General features: G+C 34.2%; 28 protein-coding genes. 15 read left to right on the top strand and 13 right to left on the bottom strand.

From position 1 onward, the window contains the following. Positions 1-81: 81 nt before the first annotated feature. Positions 82-1086 carry an LLM class flavin-dependent oxidoreductase gene (locus tag D7004_RS11310; RefSeq protein ID WP_123205970.1) on the bottom strand — a complete coding sequence of 335 codons (1005 nt, stop codon included), beginning with the start codon at positions 1084-1086 and terminating at the stop codon, positions 82-84. 150 nt (positions 1087-1236) lie between these two features. Between D7004_RS11310 and D7004_RS11305 the strand changes: the two genes are divergently transcribed. Continuing rightward, the gene (locus tag D7004_RS11305) at positions 1237-1956 is read left to right on the top strand and encodes a DUF481 domain-containing protein (protein WP_123205969.1); all 720 of its coding nucleotides are present in this window, start codon (positions 1237-1239) and stop codon (positions 1954-1956) included. A gap of 14 nt (positions 1957-1970) precedes the next feature. On the opposite strand, the gene D7004_RS11300 is transcribed toward D7004_RS11305, so the two are convergent. Then, entirely contained in the window at positions 1971-2660 is a 690-nt protein-coding gene (locus D7004_RS11300; protein ID WP_244214306.1) for a competence protein CoiA family protein, read from the bottom strand. Next, positions 2653-2967: a hypothetical protein gene (locus tag D7004_RS11295; protein ID WP_123205968.1), complete on the bottom strand. Its 315-nt coding sequence runs from the start codon at positions 2965-2967 to the stop codon at positions 2653-2655. The genes D7004_RS11300 and D7004_RS11295 overlap by 8 nt, the downstream gene beginning before the upstream one ends. Positions 2968-3335: 368 nt before the next feature. Here D7004_RS11295 and D7004_RS11290 point away from each other — a divergent pair, with 368 nt between their 5' ends. The 4 genes from D7004_RS11290 (at position 3336) to D7004_RS11275 (ending at position 6960) form a co-directional block, all read left to right on the top strand. Beyond that, positions 3336-3536, top strand: a complete 201-nt coding sequence (locus D7004_RS11290) for a hypothetical protein (RefSeq protein WP_123205967.1) — start codon at positions 3336-3338, stop codon at positions 3534-3536. Between the two features lie 130 nt (positions 3537-3666). Then, positions 3667-4266 carry a cupin domain-containing protein gene (locus D7004_RS11285; RefSeq protein ID WP_123205966.1) on the top strand — a complete coding sequence of 200 codons (600 nt, stop codon included), beginning with the start codon at positions 3667-3669 and terminating at the stop codon, positions 4264-4266. 84 nt (positions 4267-4350) lie between these two features. Further along, positions 4351-6183, top strand: coding sequence for an ABC transporter ATP-binding protein (locus D7004_RS11280; protein WP_123205965.1), 1833 nt, complete (start codon positions 4351-4353; stop codon positions 6181-6183). A 249-nt stretch (positions 6184-6432) separates the two neighbouring features. Beyond that, positions 6433-6960, top strand: a complete 528-nt coding sequence (locus tag D7004_RS11275; RefSeq protein WP_123205964.1) for a hypothetical protein — start codon at positions 6433-6435, stop codon at positions 6958-6960. A 61-nt stretch (positions 6961-7021) separates the two neighbouring features. On the opposite strand, the gene D7004_RS11270 is transcribed toward D7004_RS11275, so the two are convergent. The 3 genes from D7004_RS11270 to D7004_RS11260 form a co-directional block, all read right to left on the bottom strand. Beyond that, positions 7022-7252 carry a hypothetical protein gene (locus D7004_RS11270; protein ID WP_123205963.1) on the bottom strand — a complete coding sequence of 77 codons (231 nt, stop codon included), beginning with the start codon at positions 7250-7252 and terminating at the stop codon, positions 7022-7024. Positions 7253-7404: 152 nt separating this feature from the next. Further along, on the bottom strand, positions 7405-8391 hold the full coding sequence (locus D7004_RS11265; RefSeq protein WP_123205962.1) for a 2-hydroxyacid dehydrogenase: 987 nt from the start codon (positions 8389-8391) through the stop codon (positions 7405-7407). Between the two features lie 105 nt (positions 8392-8496). Next, positions 8497-8763, bottom strand: a complete 267-nt coding sequence (locus D7004_RS11260) for a hypothetical protein (RefSeq protein WP_123205961.1) — start codon at positions 8761-8763, stop codon at positions 8497-8499. 475 nt (positions 8764-9238) lie between these two features. Here D7004_RS11260 and D7004_RS11255 point away from each other — a divergent pair, with 475 nt between their 5' ends. The 7 genes from D7004_RS11255 (at position 9239) to D7004_RS11225 (ending at position 16035) form a co-directional block, all read left to right on the top strand. Next, positions 9239-10336, top strand: coding sequence for an AI-2E family transporter (locus D7004_RS11255; RefSeq protein WP_123205960.1), 1098 nt, complete (start codon positions 9239-9241; stop codon positions 10334-10336). A gap of 146 nt (positions 10337-10482) precedes the next feature. Next, positions 10483-11409: an endonuclease/exonuclease/phosphatase family protein gene (locus D7004_RS11250; RefSeq protein WP_244214305.1), complete on the top strand. Its 927-nt coding sequence runs from the start codon at positions 10483-10485 to the stop codon at positions 11407-11409. Between the two features lie 112 nt (positions 11410-11521). Next, complete coding sequence (locus tag D7004_RS11245; RefSeq protein ID WP_123205958.1) at positions 11522-14176, top strand: glycoside hydrolase family 78 protein; 2655 nt, start codon at positions 11522-11524, stop codon at positions 14174-14176. Positions 14177-14330: 154 nt separating this feature from the next. Next, on the top strand, positions 14331-14549 hold the full coding sequence (locus D7004_RS11240) for a DUF6965 family protein (protein ID WP_123205957.1): 219 nt from the start codon (positions 14331-14333) through the stop codon (positions 14547-14549). Positions 14550-14645: 96 nt separating this feature from the next. Beyond that, positions 14646-14876, top strand: a complete 231-nt coding sequence (locus tag D7004_RS11235) for a hypothetical protein (RefSeq protein ID WP_123205956.1) — start codon at positions 14646-14648, stop codon at positions 14874-14876. A gap of 149 nt (positions 14877-15025) precedes the next feature. After that, positions 15026-15556 (top strand): DinB family protein, encoded by a 531-nt coding sequence (locus D7004_RS11230; RefSeq protein ID WP_123205955.1) that lies wholly within the window; start codon positions 15026-15028, stop codon positions 15554-15556. 275 nt (positions 15557-15831) lie between these two features. Further along, positions 15832-16035 (top strand): hypothetical protein, encoded by a 204-nt coding sequence (locus tag D7004_RS11225; RefSeq protein WP_123205954.1) that lies wholly within the window; start codon positions 15832-15834, stop codon positions 16033-16035. Between the two features lie 24 nt (positions 16036-16059). Here D7004_RS11225 and D7004_RS11220 read toward each other — a convergent pair whose 3' ends face one another. The 4 genes from D7004_RS11220 to D7004_RS11205 all read right to left on the bottom strand — a co-directional run bounded on the left by D7004_RS11220 (position 16060) and on the right by D7004_RS11205 (position 20337). Continuing rightward, complete coding sequence (locus D7004_RS11220) at positions 16060-16317, bottom strand: hypothetical protein (protein WP_123205953.1); 258 nt, start codon at positions 16315-16317, stop codon at positions 16060-16062. Positions 16318-16478: 161 nt separating this feature from the next. Beyond that, complete coding sequence (locus tag D7004_RS11215; protein ID WP_208646828.1) at positions 16479-17966, bottom strand: TolC family protein; 1488 nt, start codon at positions 17964-17966, stop codon at positions 16479-16481. A 15-nt stretch (positions 17967-17981) separates the two neighbouring features. Beyond that, complete coding sequence (locus tag D7004_RS11210) at positions 17982-19340, bottom strand: HlyD family secretion protein (protein WP_123205951.1); 1359 nt, start codon at positions 19338-19340, stop codon at positions 17982-17984. Next, entirely contained in the window at positions 19333-20337 is a 1005-nt protein-coding gene (locus tag D7004_RS11205) for an ABC transporter transmembrane domain-containing protein (RefSeq protein WP_123205950.1), read from the bottom strand. The genes D7004_RS11210 and D7004_RS11205 overlap by 8 nt, the downstream gene beginning before the upstream one ends. A gap of 155 nt (positions 20338-20492) precedes the next feature. Between D7004_RS11205 and D7004_RS21150 the strand changes: the two genes are divergently transcribed. Both D7004_RS21150 and D7004_RS11195 read left to right on the top strand, forming a co-directional pair. After that, positions 20493-20660 (top strand): DUF2256 domain-containing protein, encoded by a 168-nt coding sequence (locus tag D7004_RS21150; RefSeq protein WP_341867670.1) that lies wholly within the window; start codon positions 20493-20495, stop codon positions 20658-20660. Between the two features lie 261 nt (positions 20661-20921). After that, positions 20922-21191: a hypothetical protein gene (locus D7004_RS11195; RefSeq protein ID WP_123205949.1), complete on the top strand. Its 270-nt coding sequence runs from the start codon at positions 20922-20924 to the stop codon at positions 21189-21191. A gap of 10 nt (positions 21192-21201) precedes the next feature. On the opposite strand, the gene D7004_RS11190 is transcribed toward D7004_RS11195, so the two are convergent. Continuing rightward, positions 21202-22281, bottom strand: coding sequence for a sensor histidine kinase (locus tag D7004_RS11190; protein WP_123205948.1), 1080 nt, complete (start codon positions 22279-22281; stop codon positions 21202-21204). A gap of 267 nt (positions 22282-22548) precedes the next feature. On the opposite strand from D7004_RS11190, the gene D7004_RS11185 reads away from it, so the two are divergent. Further along, positions 22549-22764 (top strand): cold-shock protein, encoded by a 216-nt coding sequence (locus tag D7004_RS11185; RefSeq protein ID WP_123205947.1) that lies wholly within the window; start codon positions 22549-22551, stop codon positions 22762-22764. On the opposite strand, the gene D7004_RS11180 is transcribed toward D7004_RS11185, so the two are convergent. Together D7004_RS11180 and D7004_RS11175 are read right to left on the bottom strand one after the other, a co-directional pair. Further along, the gene (locus tag D7004_RS11180) at positions 22761-23105 is read right to left on the bottom strand and encodes a hypothetical protein (RefSeq protein ID WP_123205946.1); all 345 of its coding nucleotides are present in this window, start codon (positions 23103-23105) and stop codon (positions 22761-22763) included. The genes D7004_RS11185 and D7004_RS11180 overlap by 4 nt on opposite strands. A gap of 67 nt (positions 23106-23172) precedes the next feature. Continuing rightward, the gene (locus D7004_RS11175; RefSeq protein WP_123205945.1) at positions 23173-25938 is read right to left on the bottom strand and encodes a DUF5695 domain-containing protein; all 2766 of its coding nucleotides are present in this window, start codon (positions 25936-25938) and stop codon (positions 23173-23175) included. Positions 25939-26053 lie beyond the last annotated feature (115 nt).

The raw sequence follows: 26053 nt of genomic DNA, 5'->3' as shown, positions 1-26053 counted from the left end.
ATTTACATCAAACTTATCGCCTGTTTATTATGAAATTAATCGGCTAATTGTCAAATAGCCAATAGTAAATCAAATCGACAACTATTTGAAAATTCCTGCAAAAAGCAAATTAGAATGTAGTTTAGCTTGCTGATCGTAAATGTGTGATGTTGCCATAACTTCATTAACACCATATTTCGAGATAAAACCCTCCATATTATTCTTAATAGTATCTTGGCTTCCAATAAAGGAATAATAAAGCATTTGTTCTACGGCTTCCTTCTCCATTTGTCCCCAATGTGCATTCATATTTTCTACAGCAGGTTTTAACAACTCACGCTTACCCGTAATTACACCCAAAAACATTTTTTTAACAGAGCTTGATAAAATTTCAGCTTCATCATCAGTATCTGCTGCAACTACATTTACACATGCCATTACATAAGGCTCAGCTAAATGGATAGATGGTTTAAAATTGTTGCGATAAATTGATATTGCTTGCTCAAAATATGTTGGTGCGAAATGACTTGCAAAGGCATAGGGCAAACCTTTTTCGGCAGCTAACCTGGCGCTATCCGTACTCGAACCCAAAATCCAAATCGGAATATCAAGTCCTTCACCTGGCATGGCCCTAACATTTGAATTGCGATTTTCAGCAGAAAATAATTGTTGTAATTTTTCTATATCTCTAGGGAAATTGTGTGCAGCATTAAAATTCTCTCCTCGTATAGCCATTGCGGTAACCTGATCGGTACCTGGCGCCCTGCCTAAACCTAAATCTATCCGGTTTGGATATAACGAAGCAAGTGTACCAAACTGCTCTGCAACAATTAAAGGCGAATGATTAGGCAACATAATTCCGCCCGAGCCAACCCTGATTGTTTTTGTACCACCTGCAATGTAGCCTATTAAAACTGAAGGTGCCGAACTTGCTACACCGCCCATATTATGATGTTCAGCAAACCAATATCGATTGTAGCCTAAAGCTTCGGATTGTTGGGCAATTTCTAAACTATTTTTAAAAGTATCAGCTGCTTTATATCCATCTAAAACAGTTGCTAAATCAAGAATAGAATATGGTATATTTTTTAATGTATTTATTGACATATCAATGTGGTAGAAAAATTAAGAGTACAAAACTATCCTTTTAAAAAATCAATTGAGGGTTAATTAACAACAAATGACGGTAAGGAAACAGTTAAGTGCGAACGATGACATTTTTATTAAACATCACCTAGAATAAATTGTTAATCTGCTATGAAGATATTGTTACTGCTGTTTTTCTTGTCGCTTTTCACCATTCAAACCAAAGCTCAATACACTGATACAACCAATTATCATTTAAATTTATCATCAGCAGGTTCGATAAATAAAACGAATAATGAACAAGCTTATTTGTTGAACAACAGCCTAAATTTTGGAATTAAAAAGAAAAACATTGTACTAAACAGCAATACATCGTGGCTGTATGGAAAACAAAATAGCAATTTAAGTAACAATGATTTTTCTACCACGATGAATTTTAATCTGTACAAAACATTTCCCCACTTCTATTACTGGGGTTTGGTAAATTATAATACAAGTTATTCGCTTAAAATAAAAAATCAATTGCTGGCTGGTGGTGGCATTGCCTACAATTTTATAGATAAGCCTAATGCGTATTTTAACATTAGCAATGGCATATTATTCGATAATAGCAGTTTAGTTGAAATGGCGAGTTACAATACGTTAAGAAATTCTTTAAGACTGCAGTTTCATTTTGGATATAAAGATATAGTAACTTTTGATGGAAGTAATTTCCTGCAAAATTCATATTCAAGAAAGGGTGATTACATTATAAAATCTGTAACAACGCTTGGCTTGAAAATTAGAAAATGGATTAGCCTAACAACAGCATTAAACTACAATAAATTTAATATTACAGAACGAGAAAATCTGAATTTAACTTATGGATTAAGCATCGACAAGTATTTTTAGTTTCTTGCAGGATACTACTCAAAACATAAATACCCTTCAATAAAAGTTTTTCTGCTTATCATTTCTAGATAAGGAAAATTTCCTGATAGTTGCTCTCTACTCAGCATTCTGTACAAAAAATGCCCGCCCAAATCAACTAGTATTGGTGCTTTTGCTGCAAACCATACGGCATGTGGTTGTTTCCAGCAAAAATGATAAAAGTTAGATGTTATGGCCACACCTTTTATTTCTGGATGATAGAAATTTAAGACTTTCGGTTTTACAACTCCATTTTTGATTTCAGCTTTGCGGACCATTGATAAATGATCGGTATTGCAAAACTCATAATCCAACAATTTGGAGTCATCCGGATGAGGCAAGTTTTTTAAAATCCTGAAGCCTTTAAATTTTTTACCGTTAAGTATCCAAATCATGTTTGGATAGAACGCTTCCCTACTTTGCATTTCAGCCAAACTAATTGGCGAATTTTGAAATTCTATTGCGGTTGAGCATGGCGTGAAAACATCTGCTCGATGTAATTCACCTGTTATTTTACAACAAAAACTTTTTTCTCTATAATTTTCCGGAAAGGCCTTTTTCCAGTTTCTGTGCCATAAACTTTCTTTATGATATTTCTCGGGTAGTGAAAATGAAGGTTCATCCAACAATGTAGTTGAAACGATTGCTTCACTGATATTTTTGGTAATTATTTCATCACTAATCATTTCCTTTAAAAACGTTCACAACATTGGTTTTCCATTTTATGTATCCCAAGTTGCCGCATACAGTGGCTACAAAATTTTCTACATCTTGCGGTACATCGTTAACAACACGAAACCTAATGGTATATTTTGGATTATAACTAATGTAAACTACTAAATCATCTTTACGTTGTCCTACAGAAAGCATTGGTTCCAAATGAATATCCTGCATTTCTGCCGCCGCTCGCTTTAAGCGTTCGTTCATAATTCGGGCAAGTGAAACATCGGGAACAAAATCAGTTTCTGTAATGGCAAGTACCGTAACTGTCATAAAATATCTTCAAATTAATTTAGCCATCGAAATAAAAGATTGCTATGTTCTAACAACGGCAAAATTATACTAATATTTTTAGCATGCAAATATTTAGAAGGTAAATTTGCCAATATGCTGATAACCGACTGCTATTTAGCAAAATAAAATTCTTAACCTTTTAAAATAATTTTAGTGAATATGAAGATTGCAAACCTTGAAAATGGATATAATCAGCGAAATGATTTTGAAGGATATATCGCAATGTAATTTCATAGCCGAATCAACATATTTTAGTTGATAAATGTTTTTATATTGATATTGAGTTACTTAGCATTTAAGTTTCATAAATCTTAATAAATAAACAGCGAAGCCCGTACTTTTGTATCATGGCAAATCAAAACATCAGCAAATTATTGCAAAACAAGATAGAATTTTTAAAAGCAGAAGTAGAAAATGCTAAAGTGGAACTTCAAAAATGGCACACTATTGAAGAAGAGTATAATCAAAATCCAGAGAAATTTGAGCTTCTAGCAGCTTTACTTACTGGAGAAACCGCCGATCAAAAAAAATCAAGAAAAAAACCCTAATAAGTACAATCATTTTTAAACAAACGATCTCGAATAAAAATAAATGAATATATTCGCGTACAGGTAATTGTAGAAGTAAATAGATATCTAATTGAGATGTGATATCTAAGAAAAGATTAACATAAAACTATTGAAAGCAGTTGTAGATATTATTGAAAGTGGGTTATTAGAACTTTATGTACTAAATCTTTTGGAAGGTGATGAACTTGCTCAAATAGAAAATTTACGTTTAAATTCTTCGGAAGTTAACGATGAGATAAATAAAATTGAGTTGTTTTTTGAGCAACATGCCCTGCAACATTCTGTTCCGGTAAGCATTAATACGGAGTTAAAATTGCAGAATTTATTTCATCAACTAAGTTCTACGGGTGAATTAAATATCAGTAACCTTCCTTTAATTGATGAAAATGCTAATTATCAAGACTGGTTTAACCTTGTGGAAAATCTGATTCCAATAAATGGAGTTGATGGAACATTCACACACCTGCTAACAGGAAATGAAAAGGTTATGCAAATGCTTGTTGTTTCAGAAATAGACATCAAAAAAGAAATCCACGAAAACGAGTTGGAAAGCTTTTTAATTCTCGAAGGTAGCTGCATTTGTACTATTGATAACTCAGATTTTAGTATGGGCCCTGGAGATTATATGTCTATACCACTACATAAATCTCATACCGTTAAAATAACATCGCTGAGCGTAACCGCAATCTTGCAGCATGTTGCGTTATAGATTGTAGCTTCAAAATAAAGCCTTTTTTAAATTCCATTGTAAACCTACATCAGGATTGCATTAAATTGCGCATCACAAATATTAATGGCTAAAAATAGAAATACCATACCACTCCAAAATATAACCTTTCGGCAACGGTTCTCATCACTTAAAAACTTACCGGTATTTTTTAAATTAGTTTGGAAAAGCAGCCCGAAGAAAACGCTTATTAGCTTTGGCTTACGCATTTTGCGATCGGCAATGCCTGTGGCTTTGCTTTACACCGGCAAGTTAATTATCGATAATGTAATTGCACTAAATGCAAACCACACTGCAGATACGAGCAAACTTTGGGAATTGGTCGCCATTGAATTTGGCTTAGCAGTTTTAACAGATGGGTTAAATAGAATGATAAATCTAACCGATAGTTTGTTGGGTGATCAGTTTTCTAATTACACATCAATGCGTATTATGCGTCATGCAGCTACATTAGACCTCGATCAATTTGAAGATTCTGTTTTTTACGATAAGCTGGAAAGAGCAAGGCAGCAAACAGTTGGGCGAACTGTGTTGCTATCGCAAGTGATGAGCCAAATTCAGGATTTTATTTCGATGGCTTTTCTATTAACCGGATTAATCGCTTTTAACCCATGGCTTATTCTATTGCTTTTAATCGCAATAATTCCTTCATTTCTTGGCGAATCTTATTTTAACAGTAAAAACTATGCGCTTTCCAGAAGTCAAACACCTGAAAGAAGAGAACTCGATTACATCCGTTATTTAGGTGCGAGCGACGAAACTGCTAAAGAGGTAAAAATATTTGGTTTGGCAGATTTCATCATCAAAAGATTTAAAACTTTATCAGATAAATTTTATGCCGATAACAGCAAGCTGGCGCTAAATCGCTCTGGTTGGGGAACATTTTTTTCTGTCCTTGGCACAATTGGTTACTATGCTGCTTACGGTTTTATCATTTATCAAACCATAAATGGAAATGCATCGGTTGGTAGTCTTACTTTTTTAGCTGGCTCTTTCAGGCAGTTAAGTAGTTTGATGGAAACGACATTATCACGATTTACGTTGGTATCACAAGGCGCAATTTACCTGAACGATTTTATAGAATTTTTCGATATACAACCAAAAATTACCAAACCTAAAAACCCCTTACCCTTTCCAAATCCTATAAAAACAGGTTTTATATTTGAAGCCGTTGGATTTAAGTACCACAATAGTGAGAATTACGCCTGTCGTGACTTAAATTTTGACTTAAAACCTGGAGAAAAATTAGCACTTGTTGGAGAAAACGGAGCAGGTAAAACCACACTTGTTAAATTACTTGCCAGATTGTACGACCCATCAGAAGGTAGAATTTTATTGGATGGGCAGGATTTAAAAAATTATGATTTAGATGAGTTAAGGAAAAATCTTGGTATCCTTTTTCAGGATTATATCCGCTATCAAATGACATTCTCTCAAAACATTGCCGTTGGAAACATCGAAGAAATTGATAATAAAAACTTAATTGAAAAAGCGGCGACAGAGAGTTTAGCAGATTTGCTTGCCAAGAAACTTCCTTTGGGTTACGACCAATGGCTAGGAAGAAAATTTAATGATGGCATTGAACTTTCTGGTGGTGAGTGGCAAAAAGTTGCTTTGGCAAGAGCATATATGAAAGATGCTCAAGTACTTATTTTAGATGAGCCAACATCAGCATTAGATGCAAGAGCAGAATATGAAGTTTTTCAGCGCTTTGCTGAACTTACCCATGGTAAATCGGCTGTTTTAATATCGCATCGCTTTTCTACAGCAAGGCTAGCCGACAGAATATTGGTTCTAGATAAAGGAACTGTATTAGAAACCGGTAGCCACGAAGAATTGCTTGATAAAAATGGAAGATATGCTGAACTATTTAACTTGCAGGCAAAAGGCTATCAATAATAAATCAACAAAGTGATTTTAAATATTAACTAAAACTTAGTTTACATGCTTGTATTTCATAGTGTATTTTTCCATCTGAATTACGGATACGCGTACAACCAAAAATAAAATATATTCTATGTATAGGTTGAGATGCATGGAAACTGACAAATCCTACTCGATACTTTAAGCAATGTCATAATGAATTTCTAAACGGACATAATGGGTTTATGTGCCATATATTGCAGCCTGATTTGAATATCTAACCGAATGAACGTCCCAATTTTATCTATAAGTTTAACGTTGCTTGCTCTTATAAATCCTAAAGCAATTGTATTAAATGATAAGGATTTATTCAGTAACCCAAATCATATTACAGCATCATGGCTTGGCTTTTTACATTCTAAAAGTGATGAAAAGTTGATCAGTAATGTGCCAATGTTTATTTATTCTGATGCACAAACAGGGACAGCAAAAATAATCTGTGTACCGAAATCGCCGGTCCTTTGGAATTCAAAATTTAAGGGAAAAACCAAAGAACAAAAAGCATTGATAACAAAAACATTGCTAACTGGTATTATGAACCACACGATTGGCGATAAATACTTTAAAATTTATGCTTTGTTCCAATCCCCAAGCGTTAAAAGCAAAGCAAATAGCGCCGTTCAAAACTATCCATCAATTGTGGAAATTTATAAAAATGATGGAACCTTATGGAATAAAATAGAAAAAACCACGATTTCAAACGTGGCACAATTTAGAGAATTGCAGTATGATTTAGCTAAAGACTTAAAATAAAAGTGATAATAAGTCTATTGGGAAAACGCTTAAATAATTTTAGAATGAGGTGATAAAAATGTTATAAATCTCTAAGCTTACGCTCAACTTTTCTTATTAATTTATCTTTGCCTTCTTTATAAGTTTGAGGATTTGAAAAATCTTCGATGATTACATTTAACTTTTCATCTGGTTCATCTTCTGCCAGATGCTTATAATCTTTCACTACCTGATATGAGTTCATATCTCCAAAGCCACGTAAGTCTTTCACCTTCCTTAAAAAATCTTTCAGATCAGATTTGCGTTTTTCCATGGACACAAATCTAAAAAACATACTTACTAATCATACAACATTATAATCATTTTTGTAAACAAAATAGAAGTTGTCAACAAAAACTGGCGTACAATTAAAATGAGGCTAGGTAGTATTCCTAAAAGCTATTGCTTTTAACATTTCAAAAACACCTAATTAAACAATTCATTGTCAAGTACTTCACCATTCTCAAATGAATTGGCATTGAAAAACGTAATTTCTGCAATCTGTGTCATCGCTTCTTTTGTAAAAAAACCTTGATGCGATGTCACCAAGACATTAGGGAATGATATTAATCTCGAAATCACATCATCTTGAATAATATTGGCTGATAAATCTTTAAAAAACAATTTACTTTCCTGCTCATAAACATCTAAACCTAAGTAACCTAACTGACCGCTTTTTAATGCCTCAATAACGTCTCTTGTGGCTATCAAACCACCCCTACTGGTGTTAATCAGCATTGCTCCTTTTTTGAAGAGCTTAAGGGTATTGGTATTAATCAAGTGTAAAGTATCCTCGGTTAATGGGCAATGCAACGATACAATTTCGGCATCTTTTAATACATTTTCCAAGTTTTCATATTTCAATCCGTCGTTAATCAGTTCGGAATTAGGGAAAGGATCGAAGGCAGAAATATGGCAACCAAATCCCTTTAATATCTTGTAAAATGCTTTTCCAATATTTCCTGTTCCGATTAGTGCTACTTTACAACCGTATAAATTAAAACCTATTAAGTTTTCTAACGAAAAGTTTCCTTCTCTAACCCGGTTATATGCCTTATGTGTTTTACGATTTAAGGTAAGTATCATTGCCATAGCATGTTCGGCAACAGCTTCGGGAGAATATGATGGAACGCGAAGCACCTTAATACCAACTTCTTCAGCCATTGCTAAATCAACATTATTGAAACCTGCACATCGAAGGAGAATTAACTTTATTCCGTTATCAGCAAGCAAAGGCATCATTGCAGCATCTGCCTTATCATTTACAAAAATGCATACCGCTTCAAAACCTTTTGTTAGTAATGCATTTTGCGTATTAAGAGATTCGGTGTAAAAAGTAAGTTCGTGACCAGTGTTTAACAGTTCCAAATATTCTTTATCATAGGAACAGGTACTAAATACAGCAATTTTCATAAGGAATGAGATTTCTTACAAAGTAGTTATATTAATCTACAGAGAAACCAATTAAAACAATGGTGTAAAGTTAATGATAAATAAAACCTGAATTGGATAAAGGAATTACGCTACCCAGTTGAAAACCATGCTGCTACTACCCTCACCATCATCATTTAAAAAGCAAATTTTTAATGGTGCAGAAAAATCTACAAAAACGTTTACTTTAGGAATTAAACTTTCTGCAAATTCTACAGGTGGAGTGTCGTCCTGCAAATGAACAAACACCAAATCCTCTGACTTGAAGCTTACACGCTCGATTTTACCAGGCCACTCTAAATCCATTTTTCTTAAAAAGGATCTTATTTTCTGCTTTTCGATTATTGCTTCCATGTTTGAGAACTTTAGATACGATAAAAGTAGTAACAAAGTTTTTTTAAGAAAATAGCAGCTTATCGATTGTTAAAAAATACACCTTGACAAAAGTCATAACTTTCAACAATCAAAAAAGCCTATCGTTAAACACGATAGGCTAAATGGCGTGGGGTTAAGGTACATAGTAATTATCTGCATAAAGCTTATAAATTACTACGATTCCGGTAGTCCACAATTTTAAATAAGATTAACGAATAAAGAGATGTATTAGTTACGCTTATAATTCTCCCTAACACATTATAAAAAAAGGTTAAAGAAAAAGTCGCTTAATACGATAGCAAGCTATCCTCTATTACGTTTTTCTGAGTGATAAATGTATCTTATTGATTTGTTAATTGCAAATCTATTTGATTTGTTAATTGCAAATCTATTTGATTTGATATCATAAACTTTTAACGATATTTATTGTTAAGCCTACTTATTCAAAAAAATTATGGTTAAAAACTTTCCATTCTACATTAAAGCGCCGATAATACTTTTAGGTTTAGTGATAACTGTATTTATTCTAAATATTCTTCGGGATGTTCTGGTTCCGCTTGCCTTTGCAACATTGATTGCAATATTGCTAAATCCGTTATCAAACCGCTTGGAAAGAAAAATGCCAAAGGTTTTGAGCATTCTTATCACCATGATTATTGCGGTATTAATTCTGAGTGGATTGATGTATTTCCTTTCTTCTCAAATTGCACACTTTTTTGATAACCTCGATGCAATGAAGCAAAAATTTGCAGAGATTTTAAATATTGCGCAACAATGGCTTCAGCAAACTTTTGGTATTTCAGCACAGAAGCAGGTAGAAATGCTTAACGATGCAGCTAAAGGTAGTAAAGCGGTTATCGGCCAAACGCTAAGTGGTGTATTGGGTATTTTGAGCGTGATTTTTTTAATTCCGGTTTATACCTTCTTAATTATGTTCTATAAAACCTTAATTCTGAATTTTCTTTATGAGGTTTTTTCAGAGGAGAATCAAAAAAAGGTTGGCGACATTCTTTCAGAAACCAAGGCTGCAATTCAAAGCTATATTATTGGTTTACTAATAGAAACTTCAATTGTTGCTGTAATGAATTCTTGTGCTCTGCTTATTTTAGGTGTACAAAACGCGATATTAATCGGTGTTATTGGGGCCATACTAAACTTGTTGCCATACATTGGCGGTATCATTGCCATACTTCTTCCTGTGTTAATGGCAACATTAACAACTGATGGTTTTACAACCCAATTACTCATTATTGGAGCGTATGCATTAATACAATTTATCGATAACAATTTTCTTGTACCAAAAATTGTATCATCTAAAGTGCAGATAAATGCTTTAATTTCTATTATAATTGTATTATTAGGTGCAGCACTTTGGGGTGTTCCGGGTATGTTTTTATCGATTCCATTTATTGCCGTATTAAAAATAATTTTTGATAGAATTGAAGGACTAAAACCTTGGGGTAAATTATTAGGCGATACCATCCCAACGGAACATATGGGGCAAATTAAACGCATCAGAAGAAGAAAGCCTGCACTCAATGAAAAAGCTTAATAAACTACTTTAAACAATTGGAACTAACGCACGATATTTTGAATTACCTGGGTATATTTTTAATATGCTCTACCATAATACCTTTTATTAGACATAATTTTTGGATTTTTAGAGTTTTTGAATACCCTAGAATCCAAAAATTAGTATTGAACCTAATACTGATAATCAGTTTAGTAATATTTCTTGATTCAAACAAACCTATTGATATTGTGGTATTAGCCGCACTTTCGGTTAATCTGATTTATCTTTTCTATTTAATCTTTCCTTTTACCATTTTTGGCAAAAAGCAAATTGTTAGTAGTAAACTTGCTAATAACACAAACAATTTAAAGCTTTTAATTGCAAACGTTTACCAAGAAAACAGGCAATCTGCAACATATTATGGCTTGATAGAAAAATGTAAGCCAGATGTTATTTTAATGGTAGAAACCAATAAATGGTGGCAAACCCAAATGGATGTTTTAGAAAAAGAATATCCCTACCAGATAAAAGTTCCGTTAGAAAATACCTATGGGATGTTATTGTATTCTAAGCTTGAACTAAATGGCGAAGTTAAATTTTTGGTGGAGGAAGATATTCCATCAATAGAAACAGATGTTAAATTATCTTCTGGACAGACCGTTAAATTGTTTTGCCTGCATCCGCAACCACCTGTACCACAAGAAAATCCACGTTCTACCGAGCGAGATAAAGAAATATTATTAGTGGCCGAAAAAGCCAAGAAATGTGATTTACCTGTGGTGGTTATGGGCGATTTAAATGATGTAGCATGGAGTTACACAACCGAACTTTTCGGCAAAATAAGTGGTTTGCTAGACCCGCGAAGAGGAAGAGGCTTTTTCAACAGCTTCAATGCGAAGTATTTTTTCCTTCGCTTCCCACTCGATCATATTTTCTGCTCGCCTGATTTCTCATTAAGTTCGATTAAAAGATTAAAAAGTTGCGGTTCCGATCATTTTCCAATGTGGGTTAATTTACAATTCAATCCAGAGGCTGAGGAGTTAAATCACGTTCCAGAAGCTACGCAAGAAGACAAAGCTTTGGCAGAAGAGAAAATCAATACCCCTACCTAATTTAAACCTATCAAATTAGCAGGTAACGTTTTTAATAACTTGAATTTAAGATTTTGGAAAATCGTTTTAGTATAGTAATTTAAACGACCCTAATAAATCATACCATCAAATTATGAGCCTATTAAACCAACTTCGTGTTAAATTATTACTATTAATTTTCTCGTTCATTTTTACGCAAAATACGTTTGCACAAAAACTTTCAGTAAATAATTTAACGGTAGAGCATCAAACAAATCCGCTGAGTGTAGATAATCCTCTGCCCCGTTTCAGTTGGAAAATAAACTCTAGCTTGCAAAATACATTACAAACGGGCTATGAAATTAGAATAAGTTCAGCGGAATCTTTTAAAAATAAGGATGCTGTTAAAATGAGTAAAAAATCCGATCAATCGGTGTTAATCGCGTATAGTGGCAAAACACTCTTATCTAAAACAAAATATTATTGGCAGGTTAAGGTTAAAGATAATCATGGAAATACTTCGCCATGGTCTCCTACACAATATTTTCAAACTGGTTTATTGGATACAGATTGGACAGCAAAATGGATTAGCACGGCAAATCCAGATACTTCCTTGAAAAGTCCACTGATGAGAAAGGAATTCAATCTTGATAAAAAAATTAAGTCGGCAATGATATACATTACCGCAAAAGGTTTGTACGAAGCCAATATTAATGGTAAAAGAATAAGCAATGAATATTTATCTCCGGGATGGACGAGTTACAACGACCACATTCAATACCAGGTTTACGATGTAACATCATCACTAAAAAATGGACAGAATGCTATTGGTGTTACGCTTGGCGATGGCTGGTACAAAGGCAGAATTGGATTTGAGAATCAGAAGAACTTTTATGGAAATACAAGAGCTTTATTATTACAGCTTGAGGTAGAATACACCAATGGAGAAAAACAGGTTATAAACAGCGATGAAAGTTGGAAAAGCAATACTGGGGCTATTTTAGCTTCGGGTATTTATGATGGCGAAACATACGATGCGAGATTTGAAATACCGGGTTGGACAAATTCAGGTTTTAAAGAAAATAGTACTTGGAAACCTGTAAGAATTCTAGAAAAAGGAACTGAAAAGTTAGTTGGAATGAGCGGACCAGCCGTTATAAAGCATGAAGAATTTAAAGCGCTAAAAATTATTAAAACGCCCAAAGGTGAAACCGTTATAGATTTTGGACAAAATATGGTTGGTTGGGTTATATTAAAAGCTAAAGGGCCTGCTGGCACAAAAATAACCTTAAGCCATGCCGAAGTTTTAACTAAAGAAGGAAATTTTTATACTACAAATTTACGTAGTGCCAAACAACAGAATCAATATATTTTAAAAGGTACAGGTGAGCAAACTTTTGAACCGCATTTTTCATTTCAGGGATTTAGGTATGTTAAAGTAGATGGCTATCCTGGCTTAATAAGTTTGGAAAACTTTACTGCTGTAGCAATTTATTCTGACATGAAACCTACAGGAAAATTCACCAGCTCCAATCCACTAATAAATCAATTACAACATAATATAGAATGGGGGCAAAAAGGAAATTTTGTTGATGTACCAACAGATTGTCCGCAGAGAGATGAGCGATTGGGTTGGACCGGCGATGCTCAAGCTTTCGCCAAAACAGCAGCTTTTAACATGGATGTTTCTGGTTTTTTTACTAAGTGGCTTAAAGATGTAAAGGCAGACCAATTACCTAACGGTAGTATTCCCTATGTTGTACCAAATGTACTAAACTCGGGCTCTAATGGCTCTGCCGGTTGGGCCGATGCAGCCACGATTATACCCTGGGATATGTATGTATCATATGGTGATAAAGGAATTTTAGAAACCCAATACGAAAGCATGAAAAATTGGGTAACCTATATATCATCTGTTGCAAAAAATGATTTGTGGAATAGCGGCTCGCATTTTGGCGATTGGTTGTTTTATCGCCCTGAAGATGATAATGATGGTCGTGCGGCGGTTACAGATAAATATATGATTGCACAAACCTTTTATGCACATTCTGTACAATTGCTTTTAAACGCTGCAACAGTTTTGGATAAAAAAGAAGATGTTAGATTATACAAAGGATTATTAGAACGTATAAAAACGGCTTATTTAAAAGAATATATGACACCAAATGGCAAGTTGGTGTCTAATACACAAACAGCCTATGTACTTGCTTTACAGTTTGATATGCTACCAGAGAAGTTAAGACAGCAAGCAGCAGAACGATTGGTAGAAAACGTTAAGAGTTATGGCAACCACCTTACAACTGGCTTTTTAGGGACGCCATATTTATGCCACGTATTAAGCCGTTTTGGATTTGAAAATGTTGCTTATGATTTGTTGATGCAAGAAAAATATCCTTCATGGCTTTATCCTGTAAAGATGGGCGCAACTACTATTTGGGAACGTTGGGATGGCATAAAACCTGATGGAAGTTTCCAAACTCCAAATATGAATTCGTACAACCATTATGCTTATGGCGCAATTGGCGATTGGATGTATAAAAATATAGCTGGCTTAAATGCAGTTACCGAACAACCGGGTTATAAGGAAACTATAATTGCACCGAAACCTGGTGGCGGTTTAACAAGCGCTACTGCAGAATTAGAAACCAGTTATGGACTATTAAAATCAACATGGATAATCGATAATGGTATTTTTAAACTAGATGTTACCGTGCCGGCAAATACAACTGCTACCATTCTACTTCCTAAAAGTGATAAAAAAGAAAAGGTTGGTTCAGGTAATTACCATTTTGAATATAAATATTTATAAAGGGTAAAACACATATTACAAGTTAGATGAGTTGTGGGTTCAATTGAAGCACGTTCTAAGGATCAAATAGCTTTTTCATCATTAAATAGCTGAACTAGCATTTTCTTAATCAAAAATACTGCTGTTAAAATTTACTTTTTATTAATTTTGAAGGATGACAATAGAAGAAGTTAATAAACTTGAAGAATTTTTTGCAAATGCCGAAAAGCAGGCTACACCGATATACCTGAATCAGGCTACTGTGATTAACAATTATGAGCATTTTCTGGAAAGTCATTTTACTCCCTTAAAGATGGATCCAGCAAGTCGTGTAAATCAACCTTTAATTTGGCGATTAAAAGCGCTAAAATTAATAGTTGAAGCTAATGCATAGATTGAAAATAATATTTCATAAATATTAAAGTAAATTTTCAACTCATCCGTTTACTTTGGAAACCCCTACCTAATTTTTTTTGGGAAAAAGAAACGTATGATATCCATTTTCAAAACAAATGTGCACACAGAAGTAGAACTGCAACAAATTGTGCCAAACTTTAAGGTTAATGTGCCCAATCTCAATTGGCATATCGACCTTACTGATTGTGATAAAATTTTAAGAGTTGATTCTCCGGTAAATATGAATGATATTGTAATTGCTCTATTTAATAAACTAGGCTTTAGCTGCGTAGTTTTAGAAGTATTTCATGCTCCACCAAAATAAATCTCTTGGCAAAAACATTAAATATTTATGCTGAAAACCACTGCAAAAAATTAAGATATTACAAAATCCTTAATCCCAATAGGATTTTTAATCGATAAACTATTTTTGGTAATCTATCATATATTTGTTTTACTTAAACAAATCAAATTATGAAAAGATTAAAATTTTTAATGCTTATCGTTTGCTTAATGGCAATGGTAAGCAGTGTTAATGCGCAAGAGCAATTGACAACAAAAATTGCAGAATGGGAAAGAGCCAAAGCTTACACAAAAGAGTATTTAGATGCAATGCCAGAAACAGGTTATGCTTTAAAACCAACACCAGAAATGCGATCATTTGCTGAGCAAATGCTTCACCTTACCGATGCAAATTATGGCTTTACTGCTGCTGCGACGGGAGAAAAAAGTCCATACGGTTTTGGTGATTTAGAAAAGATTACAGATAAATCAAAGGCTAACGTTACTAAAGTGGTTTTAGCAGGTTACGATTATGTAATTGCAGGATTGAAAAAACTATCTGCTACCCAAATGCAAGAAAAAGTAAAACTTATGAATCGTTTTGACCTAACAAAAGACATGGTTTTTACTAAAGATTTTGAGCATCAAACCCATCACCGCGGTCAGGCTACAGTTTACCTGCGTTTGGCAGGCGTTAAACCACCACAAGAAAAATTATTTTAGTTAGATAAACTCTGTTGCTTTCGGCAGCAGAGTTTGAATAAAAACATAATACCAATTTATTTTACAGACGCTTTAGTAAAATGTTCTATTTTGATGAAATTTAAACAACATACATAACTTTAATGTTCGCAAGAGGAACACTGAAAAATATGATATACATAAAATATTATATATAAATTTGCGTTATTCGAAATAGTTCTAAATTATTGATTTATATTGCGTTACGAATTAGAAAATTATCTTTTGAATGCCACAATAATCATCCCACAGTTATCATGCGCAGAAGAGGTTATATTATATCTATCAATAAAGACATAGCACTTGGAACTATTGTAGATACTAATGAACAAGAAATAAATTTTCTTATACGAGAACTTATTTTCGTTCCTCTAATAAATCAGGAAATTACTTTTATTATTGAAATGACTGAGAGTGGGCTTATAGCAACTGATATAGAACTAAAAACTGAATCGAAATAGCGAATATATTTTTACCTAATCATATCAGTATTCTAAAATTATATGTTCTATATCGTTATACAATTTATCGATTTCTGGAGCGGTATCGGCATAGAGTTTTTTATACTCAACACCTTCTAACCAAAATCTAATCGATAAAACAGCTTTATCAGCCGTATCATAAACGTAGAGTGTAATTTCTTTATAATCCAGAACACTTTTAAAACCAGATTCACCAAGAAACTTCTCTATTTGATGGATAATCGTTACTACGGGAATCTCATTTTTAAAATAGATGGCCATATCAATAATTTAGAATAACTAATTTATAGATAAAGATAATTTCTATCAAGCAAACAAATAATAAAGCGTACTAATACTTAATTTTAAACATCAAAGCTATAAGAAAATTAACCTTTTATTAAGTTAAATATCCTAAAATCAAGCAAATATCTAAAAAATACTTAATTTTTAGTATCATTTAAAGTAAAACGTTTCCCAGCTTTAAAGTATAATTCTGCTAAAGCTTTTTGATAATAAGAAATAATTTCTGCTTGTTTTATTCTCATATCAATCAGTTTGGTTTCTCTACTATTGATAAGAAATAAATTACTTTCGCCTAGTTCAAATTTTTGCAGTTCACCCTTAACTAATGTTCGTTGACTTGCCAAATTTTTAGTCTGTAATACAAACTGTGCTTTTAAGGCTTTAACTTCATTCACCGCAGATAATACCCCGTTTTGGATTTCTCTGCCGGTTTGTTGAAGTCCATATTCAACCTCTGCCTGTTGAATTTTAACTTCTCTAAGTTTACCGCGTTCTTCTCGTAAAAACAGAGGAAAAGCAAAATCGATTCCTACTTTATAATTTGCCAATCGAAAATCATAGTAATCGGGTACATACGAAAAATCTCTCCTACCCGCTAAAAATGAACCTTTTATATTTAGTTTAGGCTTTAGCATTTCTTGCCGATACAAACGCTCAACATCCAGTTTTGATTTTTGATATCTGATTTTAAGTATCTCAGGATGACTTTCAGTAGCTTGCTGTACAAGTGAATCCAAAACCAACTGATTCAGTACATTCTCCGTATCATTAGTTTCTTGTGGCAGTGCATTTGCAGGAAGTTCAGTCGGTACACCTTGCGAATTCCACAAATGATTAGATAAGATTAACCGAGAATTGGCGAGTTTTACATTCGCATCCTGAAGCTGAACTTTTCTATCTTCAAGAGTTATAGAAGCTTCAACGGAATCAATTGGCGGTTTATCACCTAAAATAACTTGCTGGCGGATAGCGGAAAATCTTCGAGAGGCTAAATCAACACCTTCATTTATTAAATTATATTGTTGATGAGCATAATACCAACTCCAGTAATCTTTTACTGCTCCAAACCAAACCTTATTAATTTGATTGATTTTATCAGCTTCAGCATAATCGACCATAATTTTTGCCTGGCGTAAGGTATTACGGCGAGAATCGATAATTAAACCCTGGCCGAGGGGAATGGTAAGTCCAACACCTGATAAGCCAGTTGTGCTGGTTCGCGTTTCCGGATTGTTATAAACGCCAACATTCCTATCGTAACCAACATTTAAGTCGGCACCAGCTAGCCACAACGGAACTTTTAATTCACTATCCCAATGGTTATAGTATTCTGTACCACCAAAAATTTTTCTTCCAAATGAAGCATTAATAGCAGGATCGAACTTACCTAAAGATTGTAATACTTTTGCGCCAGCTTCCTTGCTTAATAGCGCAGCCTGTTTAACTATTGGATGATTTTGCAACACGATTTCTTCCATATCGTTAAGCGTAAAAATTGGCGCTGAACCTGAAACTGACTGCGTTTGCTGTGCAAATAATGGATTTAAAATCCAGGTAAAAAAAATAAAAAATATCCAGGTACACGCATTAAGTTTATGTTTTGCCCGCATATTAATATTATACATTTCTGTTGATTAGATTTATTTGTTATTTATATTTTCTTTGGATGGTGCTTTATCCAAACTAGGTGGAAAACCATTTAATTGGCGCCATATTTCGTACCATACTGGAACTGTTCTAAGTATAACCCTGCCGTACACACCAGAACCTTGCCTTAACTGAATTGGCCATGGTTCTTCATTTTTAGGTAAATGGGTTAACTGCCTAACCAAAATGCGGTATTTACCATCGGTACTAACCCTATCAATTACAGATACTTTACCTCCAAAAGTTCCGATTGCAACAGAAGGCCAACCCGAAAATTGAACTGATGGCCATCCTTCAAATTGCAACCTTACATCACTGCTATCTAATATCAATGGCACATCCATCGCATCTACATAAATTTCGGCAGCCACCATTGGCGAAAGTGGTTGTAAGGTGGCAATAGACTCACCTTCCTTTATGTTCTCACCTAAGCCTGCCTTTAATGTTTTTACAATATAACCGTCTTGTGGCGCTCTAACTATATATAAACTCCGCCGAATTTTAATGTTCGACATTTCATTTTTAAGCCTTGAAATTTCTTCGCGAACAGATGCCTTGCCCGAAAGTGCAGAACTTTTATCGGATTGTGCCGAGGCAAGTGACTGATTGTATTTAGCCCGGATGTTATCCAACTCGATAATTGCACTAGAAAGCGCTTGCCTTGCACTACTTAATTTATTTTCCTGACTAACTTCTTTCGCTTTATCTTCCTGAAGTTTTAATCTTCTGGTTTCAATATCCGTTAATGAAAATAAACCATTTTTATATCCGGCTTCGTAACGCTCTAACCTAGAGCGACTGGTTTGATAAAAATTTCTAATGGCTATTAAGTCGGCACTATCTATTCTTACTGTATTTTTGGCTTTCCTAACATCATTTTCAGCCGCTTGTAATTGAATACGAAGTCCGTTAGTTAAAGCACTAATTTGCGCATCTGTAGCTGCAATTTTTTGCTCCGCGGCAATTTCGCTGTTGCGTTTGGCGTCAAGTTGCTCATCTAATCTTTCAGGCAAATCGGGGTTAAAGTACGATTGATTTGTTTCGGAAATCACCAAAATGGTATCGCCTTTTTTTACTTCCTCTCCTTCTCTTACTGCCCAATATTCTATCCTGCCACCAATTTGGTTTTGAACTGTTTGAGGCCTATCTTCTGGTCTTAAAGCAGTTATTACGCCACGCCCGGAAATGGTTTGGCGCCATGGAAGCAATAAAATGATGATGAATATTACCAAAACACCTATCATTATCCTGCCAAGCAATCGTGCTCCGTTTGATGATATTAGTTGTGCTTTTGATAATAGAGAATATTCATCAACCTTTTGTACCACGAGTTTTTTGGTTTCGTTAGTCATGATGAACACCTCCTTCCTCAATTTCCAAATCGGTAACAACAGCTAATTTCTCGCTTCCTGTAACCATATCAAAAACAGTATTTAAGCTGGTCATAAGTTTTTCTACGGCATATGATATCTGAACAATAATTACTTCTGCAGCAACAAATTGTCCGAAAGTCATCTGGCGTTCTACCACAAAGTACGACCCAAGCAAAAGTAATCCGCCCATTAAAATGGTACGCAATGCTACAGCACTGGCAAAAAGTCTTCTTAAAATACTAAAGTGATCATTTCTTGCGGCAATGTACTTTGCAGTAATTTGATCTGTTATTGATGTTACTTTTGCCATTTTATCTTCCTGCCCGCGGTATTCATCTAAATTTGAAGCAACTTCTTCTAAATATCCGACTACTTCATATTTATATTCAGATTCTTCGATACTGGTTTCTACACCTCTTCTGTAGTAAATAAGTATAATTATCGAAATACAAAGGATGGTAAAAATTCCAAAACCGATAAATATTGGATGATAAAAGGAAAGCAAAATGGCACTGAACACAATAAGAACTGCCGCAGCAACAATATCGATTAGCAATTTTGTTAAACCCTTCTGAATGGTTAATACATCAAAAAAACGGTTAACCAATTCTTGTGGATTCTCACCTTCGAGTTCTTTTTTCTTAATCCGAGGCAAACGATACGCAAACTCAATAGCAGCTTTAATGAAAATCTTCTGCTCTAAAAATTCCACCAATGCAAGTTGACCCTTTAATAAAATTCCGCCAATAACTATACCTAATAATATTGCGGCGATTAGTATATATGTGGAGCTATACATAGAGCCGTTTGATAATAGGTTAAACACGGCTGCTGTACCTAAAGGGAGAGACAAGCCTATAATACCTATAAATCCGGCATATAAAAAAATGTAGTTGATTGTCGAACGCTCTACGTGAAGCATTTCCACAAGCCGTTGCCAGGGCGTAAGACTATTTACTCGATGGTGTTTTTTCATAAATCGTTCACGTAACAGGTTTCCTCAAATGTATGTTTTGTAACAAGCTGATTACAAATAAATATTAGCCGCTTGTAGCCAATATTTGCTGCAAATATGCTTTCGAAACAATAAAAAATCAATTTTATTTATGTTCTTTACCGATAAATTACATTATGCATACATACTATGATAAAGCAATGAACAACGTTAAAAAAGAAAATTTGCCTACAAAGATGTGTCCGGTTTGCCATCGTCCTTTTACTTGGCGAAAAAAATGGGAGAAAAATTGGGATAGCATAGTATATTGTAGCAAAAAATGCAGTTCGAATAGAGTTAAATAAAACTTATAAACTGAGTTCGAATCTTGAAGTTACTCCTCATCATTAACAAGTTGCTTTTTTTTTAGTTTACGTCACCCTGAATTTATTTCAGGATCTTTCTTGCATTTAAGATGCTGAAATAAATTCAGCATGACGTGTTGTACAAGCAATACGGACACAATGCAAACTGTAACTCTATATACTTATTCAATTATAGTTCATCTCTTTAGAAAGAAATTCTGGTAGCCTAAAACTATTTTTATCAATTGATGTTGATTGTTTATGCTTACTAAAGAATATATATACATCCCTTTTAATAAAACCGCAGATAATTATCTAAACACAATAGAAATTCTTTCTGCTAATATGTTTAATGTTAATACCAAAATCAGCTCTGATCATAAATCGTTAAAGATTGAAGCCAATAGCTTAAACTTAGTTTCTATAATGATTAATCCTGTTTATGCCATTATAACCAAATTAACAGAAAACGATTTGGCTAAAGAAGTTTATGATGCTATAACCATTAAAACTAAAAGTTTGTGTGGATAAATGATGAAGGTTAAACCTGATTTTTAAGATACACCTTAAAAGTTGTGCCTTCGTTTATTTTGCTTTCAACAGTAATGTGCCCACCTGCTAAATTAACAATCTCCTTAACCAGATAAAGGCCTATTCCTGTTCCTTCAACATCTTTGGCAATACGTTCATATTTTGCAAATATCTTTGACAAATCATCTTCTGCAATCCCCCGCCCGTTATCAGAAACCGAAATTGTTGTAAATCCATTTTCATTTGAAGTACTTAAAACAACTTTTGGGGTTCTACCAGGTAACGCATATTTTATAGCATTGCTTACAAGGTTGAATATAACGCTACGCAATTTTCGCCTTACAAAAACAATTTCAGAATGGCAAACCTCACATTCAATTATTGCCCCGGTTTCCATGATTTGAGGTGCAAGTGTAAGTCTAACATCTTCCATGATGTGCTCAAAATTTAACAGTTCTTCTATCGCATTATAGCGATGTTCAGATTGTCTTGATTCTGTTAAATCATAAATAATATCCTTCATCTTTATCAGGCTGCTCTCAACCTTTTCCAATAACATTGGAAATTTTCCCATGCCTTTTTCAGGAATTTTTCTTAGCATTTCAATCGTAAGACCTAGGCTGGTAAGTGGCGTTTTGATGTCATGAGAAATGGTATCCAATAATATTTCATGCTCTGCTATAAGCTTTTCCTGCTCTCTCAAATCACGAATACGCATGGTAATTTCTACAAAGGTTATGATAACTCCATCCGTTTTTTTTTCTTTAGCTACCAGGTAAGGCAAAATATTCATCTGATACCAGCGCATATCAGTAGTTTGAATTTCTTTCTCCAACAATTCTCCTGATTCTATAACATATTTCACATTTTCAATAATGCTCGGAAACCTGAAATTATCTTTAATATCAGCCATTGGCCTTCCTACATCCTCCATTTTTAAGCTAAATTGCTTCATAGCAGGCGGCGTAAATTTGCGAAGTATAAGATGAGCATCTACAAATAGCTGTGGAATAATTGTATTACGAAAATAATTTTCCAGCTCATCATTCAATCCGATCAGAGTTTTTATCTGCTCGCTTTTAGTCTCCATCTTCAAAGTCGGTGGGATAAATCGACGTTGGAAAGGTAGCTAAAAACCACCAATAACAATAATAATATCTATAAAATGAAGCATTATATCTACTTAATGCTGAAAATTAAAAGTAAAATATATAGATACTCAAATCTACTATATACATAGTTTAATCTACTCTATTTTGCATGTAAACTACACGGCTCAGATTTATCAATCAAAACTTTTACTTTAGACTTAGTAATACTAGAAATTTAGTATTGGAAGTACTACAAAATATACGAAATGCGTACTGGAATAATTCTTTCTTTTAACAAATCTGCCGGTGTCGGTATCATCAAAGACAGCAACAACCAGCATATCCGATTTTATAGAGACGACTCTAAAAAAATACCGGCAGTTGGTGAAACCGTTTCCTTTGAAATTGTATTTAGGAATAAAAATTTAGTCGCCTCTAATTTGAAAGCTTTTAAATTAGAAAGTAGCAATGAAAATTCTTAAGACTTTTTGTAGTGAATATTCTTGTTATCATCAATATACATTTCAATCTGCATATCCATAAAGTTGAAAGTATATGGTGATTTTTTAGTCGCGGCATCGCTTTGCAAATACAAAAACAGCTTTTCAAATATTGGTTTAACGTTTAAAATTGTTTGTAGAAATTCATCCTCCGCAGCATCAATTTCTTTTTTGTATTGCTCTAAATGTTCTTTTCCTGTTTCAGTTTTATCCTCTTTTAGCAGTTTTAGATGATCAGCCATTGTATAGTCGATGTATTCGCGTTGTACCAGTGCTTTTTCTTTTAGCTGAAAGTATTGTATTGCAAGTAGCTCTTTTTCCATGTTTAAATAACCTGAAAAATGCTTTATGGTTTCAAGAAATTTATAATTGATTGAAAATGAAACCAATCTATTGCGTACTTATATTTACATCAGTTGTGTTTTCACTTTTAAGTTGAAATTCATAAGCGCCTCTTTTTCCAATTTCTATATTCTTTACTTTGCAAACACCAATACCTTCAATTTTTGCAGGTTGACTTATTCTTAAAATTGCTCTAGCTGTGTGCTCATTAGCCTTGTTTAATTTCAATTTAATTTCTCCATTTTTAGTATTGTAACTCAGCTCATCAATTGTTCCGGCATCTAATGTAAGCCAAAGCCCGGCCGGCGCAATATAAACAGAAGACTTTGCAGCCGTGGTTGGCTTAATGGTAACAATATTAGATTGCTTAGTTAGATTTCCACCAAAAGCAAGCCATCCAAAATCATTATGATTAAAAATGTAGGATGATGTATTTACGGCATAACCAAAAAAGCCCGAACCATAATCTCCTGTAATGCCATCATTTTTTAGTGTAGATGGATAAGAATGAAAAGCCGCTGGTGCAAAACCATCTTTTGTGATATTAGATATAGAACCCATTAATCCGCCATAGCCTGTACGTAATAAATAAAAATCGTTGGGATGTTTACGATAATCCATTAAGACCGGAATTGCATTAAGCGCAGAACCATAGTGATGAATCATACGTTCGATACGCATTAACTTACCACCGTATAAAAAATCCCAATACCTGCGGGCATTGCCATTGTAAGCCCAATGTGGAACTACCGGCATGTAGGCAAGAATTGCATCGAGCGTTACCTGGGCTTTATCCTGATAACCAAAATAATTCGACCAAACATACACTTCCTCCTGCCCTGTCGAATCCCAAGGCATTTCGCTTCCAAAAGGGTAATCCAACGAGCGCCAATGGTTTGCTCTTTTTTTCATTTCACCTTCTAACTTGTTTGCTTCTTCGGTTAAGCCTTCATTTTTTAAATCCTTTAAAATCAGGTAAAAAATGGTGCCTTCCATTTGGCCAAACTGCGCATAATACGGAGCAATATTTATCATGGCTAAACCAGTTTCGGCGGCATTGATTAAATGTTGTTTCCAGGTTCTTTCATCAACCAAGCCTTGATAATTTCGAGCCAGGCGATACATTACCCAATGCGCTGCTGCAACATGTGGATAGTTATATGAACGACCAAGATTATCAGCCTCCTTTTTTGGCCATGCAGACCATGTTTTAAAATTTATATCTTGTGAATAGGTACCATTAGGCAAAGAATCTGGCGCATAATAAAATAAGCTTTTTCGAACCCCAAATTTTTCGGGTCCTTCCTTTATCTGGATTCGTCCGAACATTACGGTATCTACAAATTGCTTTAGTTTATCTACCTCTGCTTTTTTGGGCTGAACCAACTGTTTCATCATTGCACCAAGCCATGAACCAGCGCCACCTTCATCACTTAACCCAGCAATCCACGCTCTGTTATCTTGCGTAACCTGCTGTTGTTTTTCATAATCATAGGTGATAACAGATGGACTTCTTTTAAAAACAGCATCGGGTTTATCGAACCATTGTTTCGTTAATAAAAAATTGCCATAACTTGCAATTACTTCATTTTCAGGCTCAATAACTTTATAGTTTATCGTTTGAATTAACCCGTCTGCATAGTTTATAGTTAACCTTACTCTACCAGAAATTATACCTTTAACATTAAATTTTTTCCAACCTTTTTTAGTGGTACCATTTGCTTTTACTGTTAAAGCATTTGCCGGATAAAGATCAAAAGATTTAATTTTTTTATGATAGTTAATGAACAATTTTGCATCAACATCTTTTGGAAGGACATATCCAGGAACCGACATGGCAACCGGCTTGCGGTTTTCTATAAGCTTATTTTCGGTATCTTTTGCCGTTCCAGATAAAATGAATTGAAGTCCGTAACTTTTGGTTTCACCAGGTTTTATAATTATAAAAGTTGGATTATTCCACTGTTCAGCACCTTTCCATTCATTTGCAGCATAAGCTTTACTGCAAACCATCCATTCATAAAAACCTTCGAAAGCAATTCCACGTGGGGTTTTATCATCATTTAATGGATTATTAGCTTCAAATGGGGTTTTTCCATAAGGTGCTACAATTAAAGATGGCGCATGCCCACTTAATCGTGTAACTTGTAGATAACCGGCATCCATACCGATATAAGGATCGTAAAAAACGTTTTTAGCATGTGTTTGCTCGAGTGTTCTACCTTCTAAAATATTATCAAATACCATTGGGATACCTAAGGCACCTATTTCTATGTTTTGAGTTGTTTTATTGGTTAATTCGAAACGCAGAACCAATTTACCTGCTTTCATTTCCCAAATTCTTTTTAAGGCTAATGGAAAATCTGAAGGTAAAGTTTGACTTAAATCTGCCGCTGCAAGTACATTTGGTACCGAAAGATTTTTGACAGGATTGCGTTTAGCAGCCGTGCTGTAACTTTTCCACGTTGGATCATCTCCAATTCTGAGTTTTAAATTGATATCACCGAGGTGGTAAAGTCCATCAGAACTTCTCACTTTCAAGCTATCACTTGGTACAAAATCAAAATCATTAATCGTTTTGGGCCTTAATCCAGCGACGGTTTGCGAGGATTTTACAAGTTTTAAATTAAAATCGCCTGCATCAAAAGTTAAAAATCCTTGCTCCAACTCTAAAGTTGATGGTTTTTTGCCAAGTGCAATCCATGGTGATTGCGAGAAACTTTTTAATGTATTTGTAGCTATCAGAGCGGTGAAAAGAACAACCCATAAGATATTCTTTACCAGAGAATTTAAGTTATCTTGATTTAAAAGCATAATCCATCGATACCACTTAGTAGTGGCATGACCAAAAATATACTTTATAAATTTAAGGAAGTGCTTTTAGCAAAAACTGGGCAAAATCTGCAAATATTCAAGTTGTATAAAATCA

It is taken from the genome of Pedobacter jejuensis, from assembly GCF_003725795.1.
In the GTDB taxonomy this organism is placed as follows: domain Bacteria; phylum Bacteroidota; class Bacteroidia; order Sphingobacteriales; family Sphingobacteriaceae; genus Pedobacter; species Pedobacter jejuensis.
Note: the sequence above shows the minus strand (reverse complement) of the source record. Positions and strands in the feature narration are given on the sequence as shown.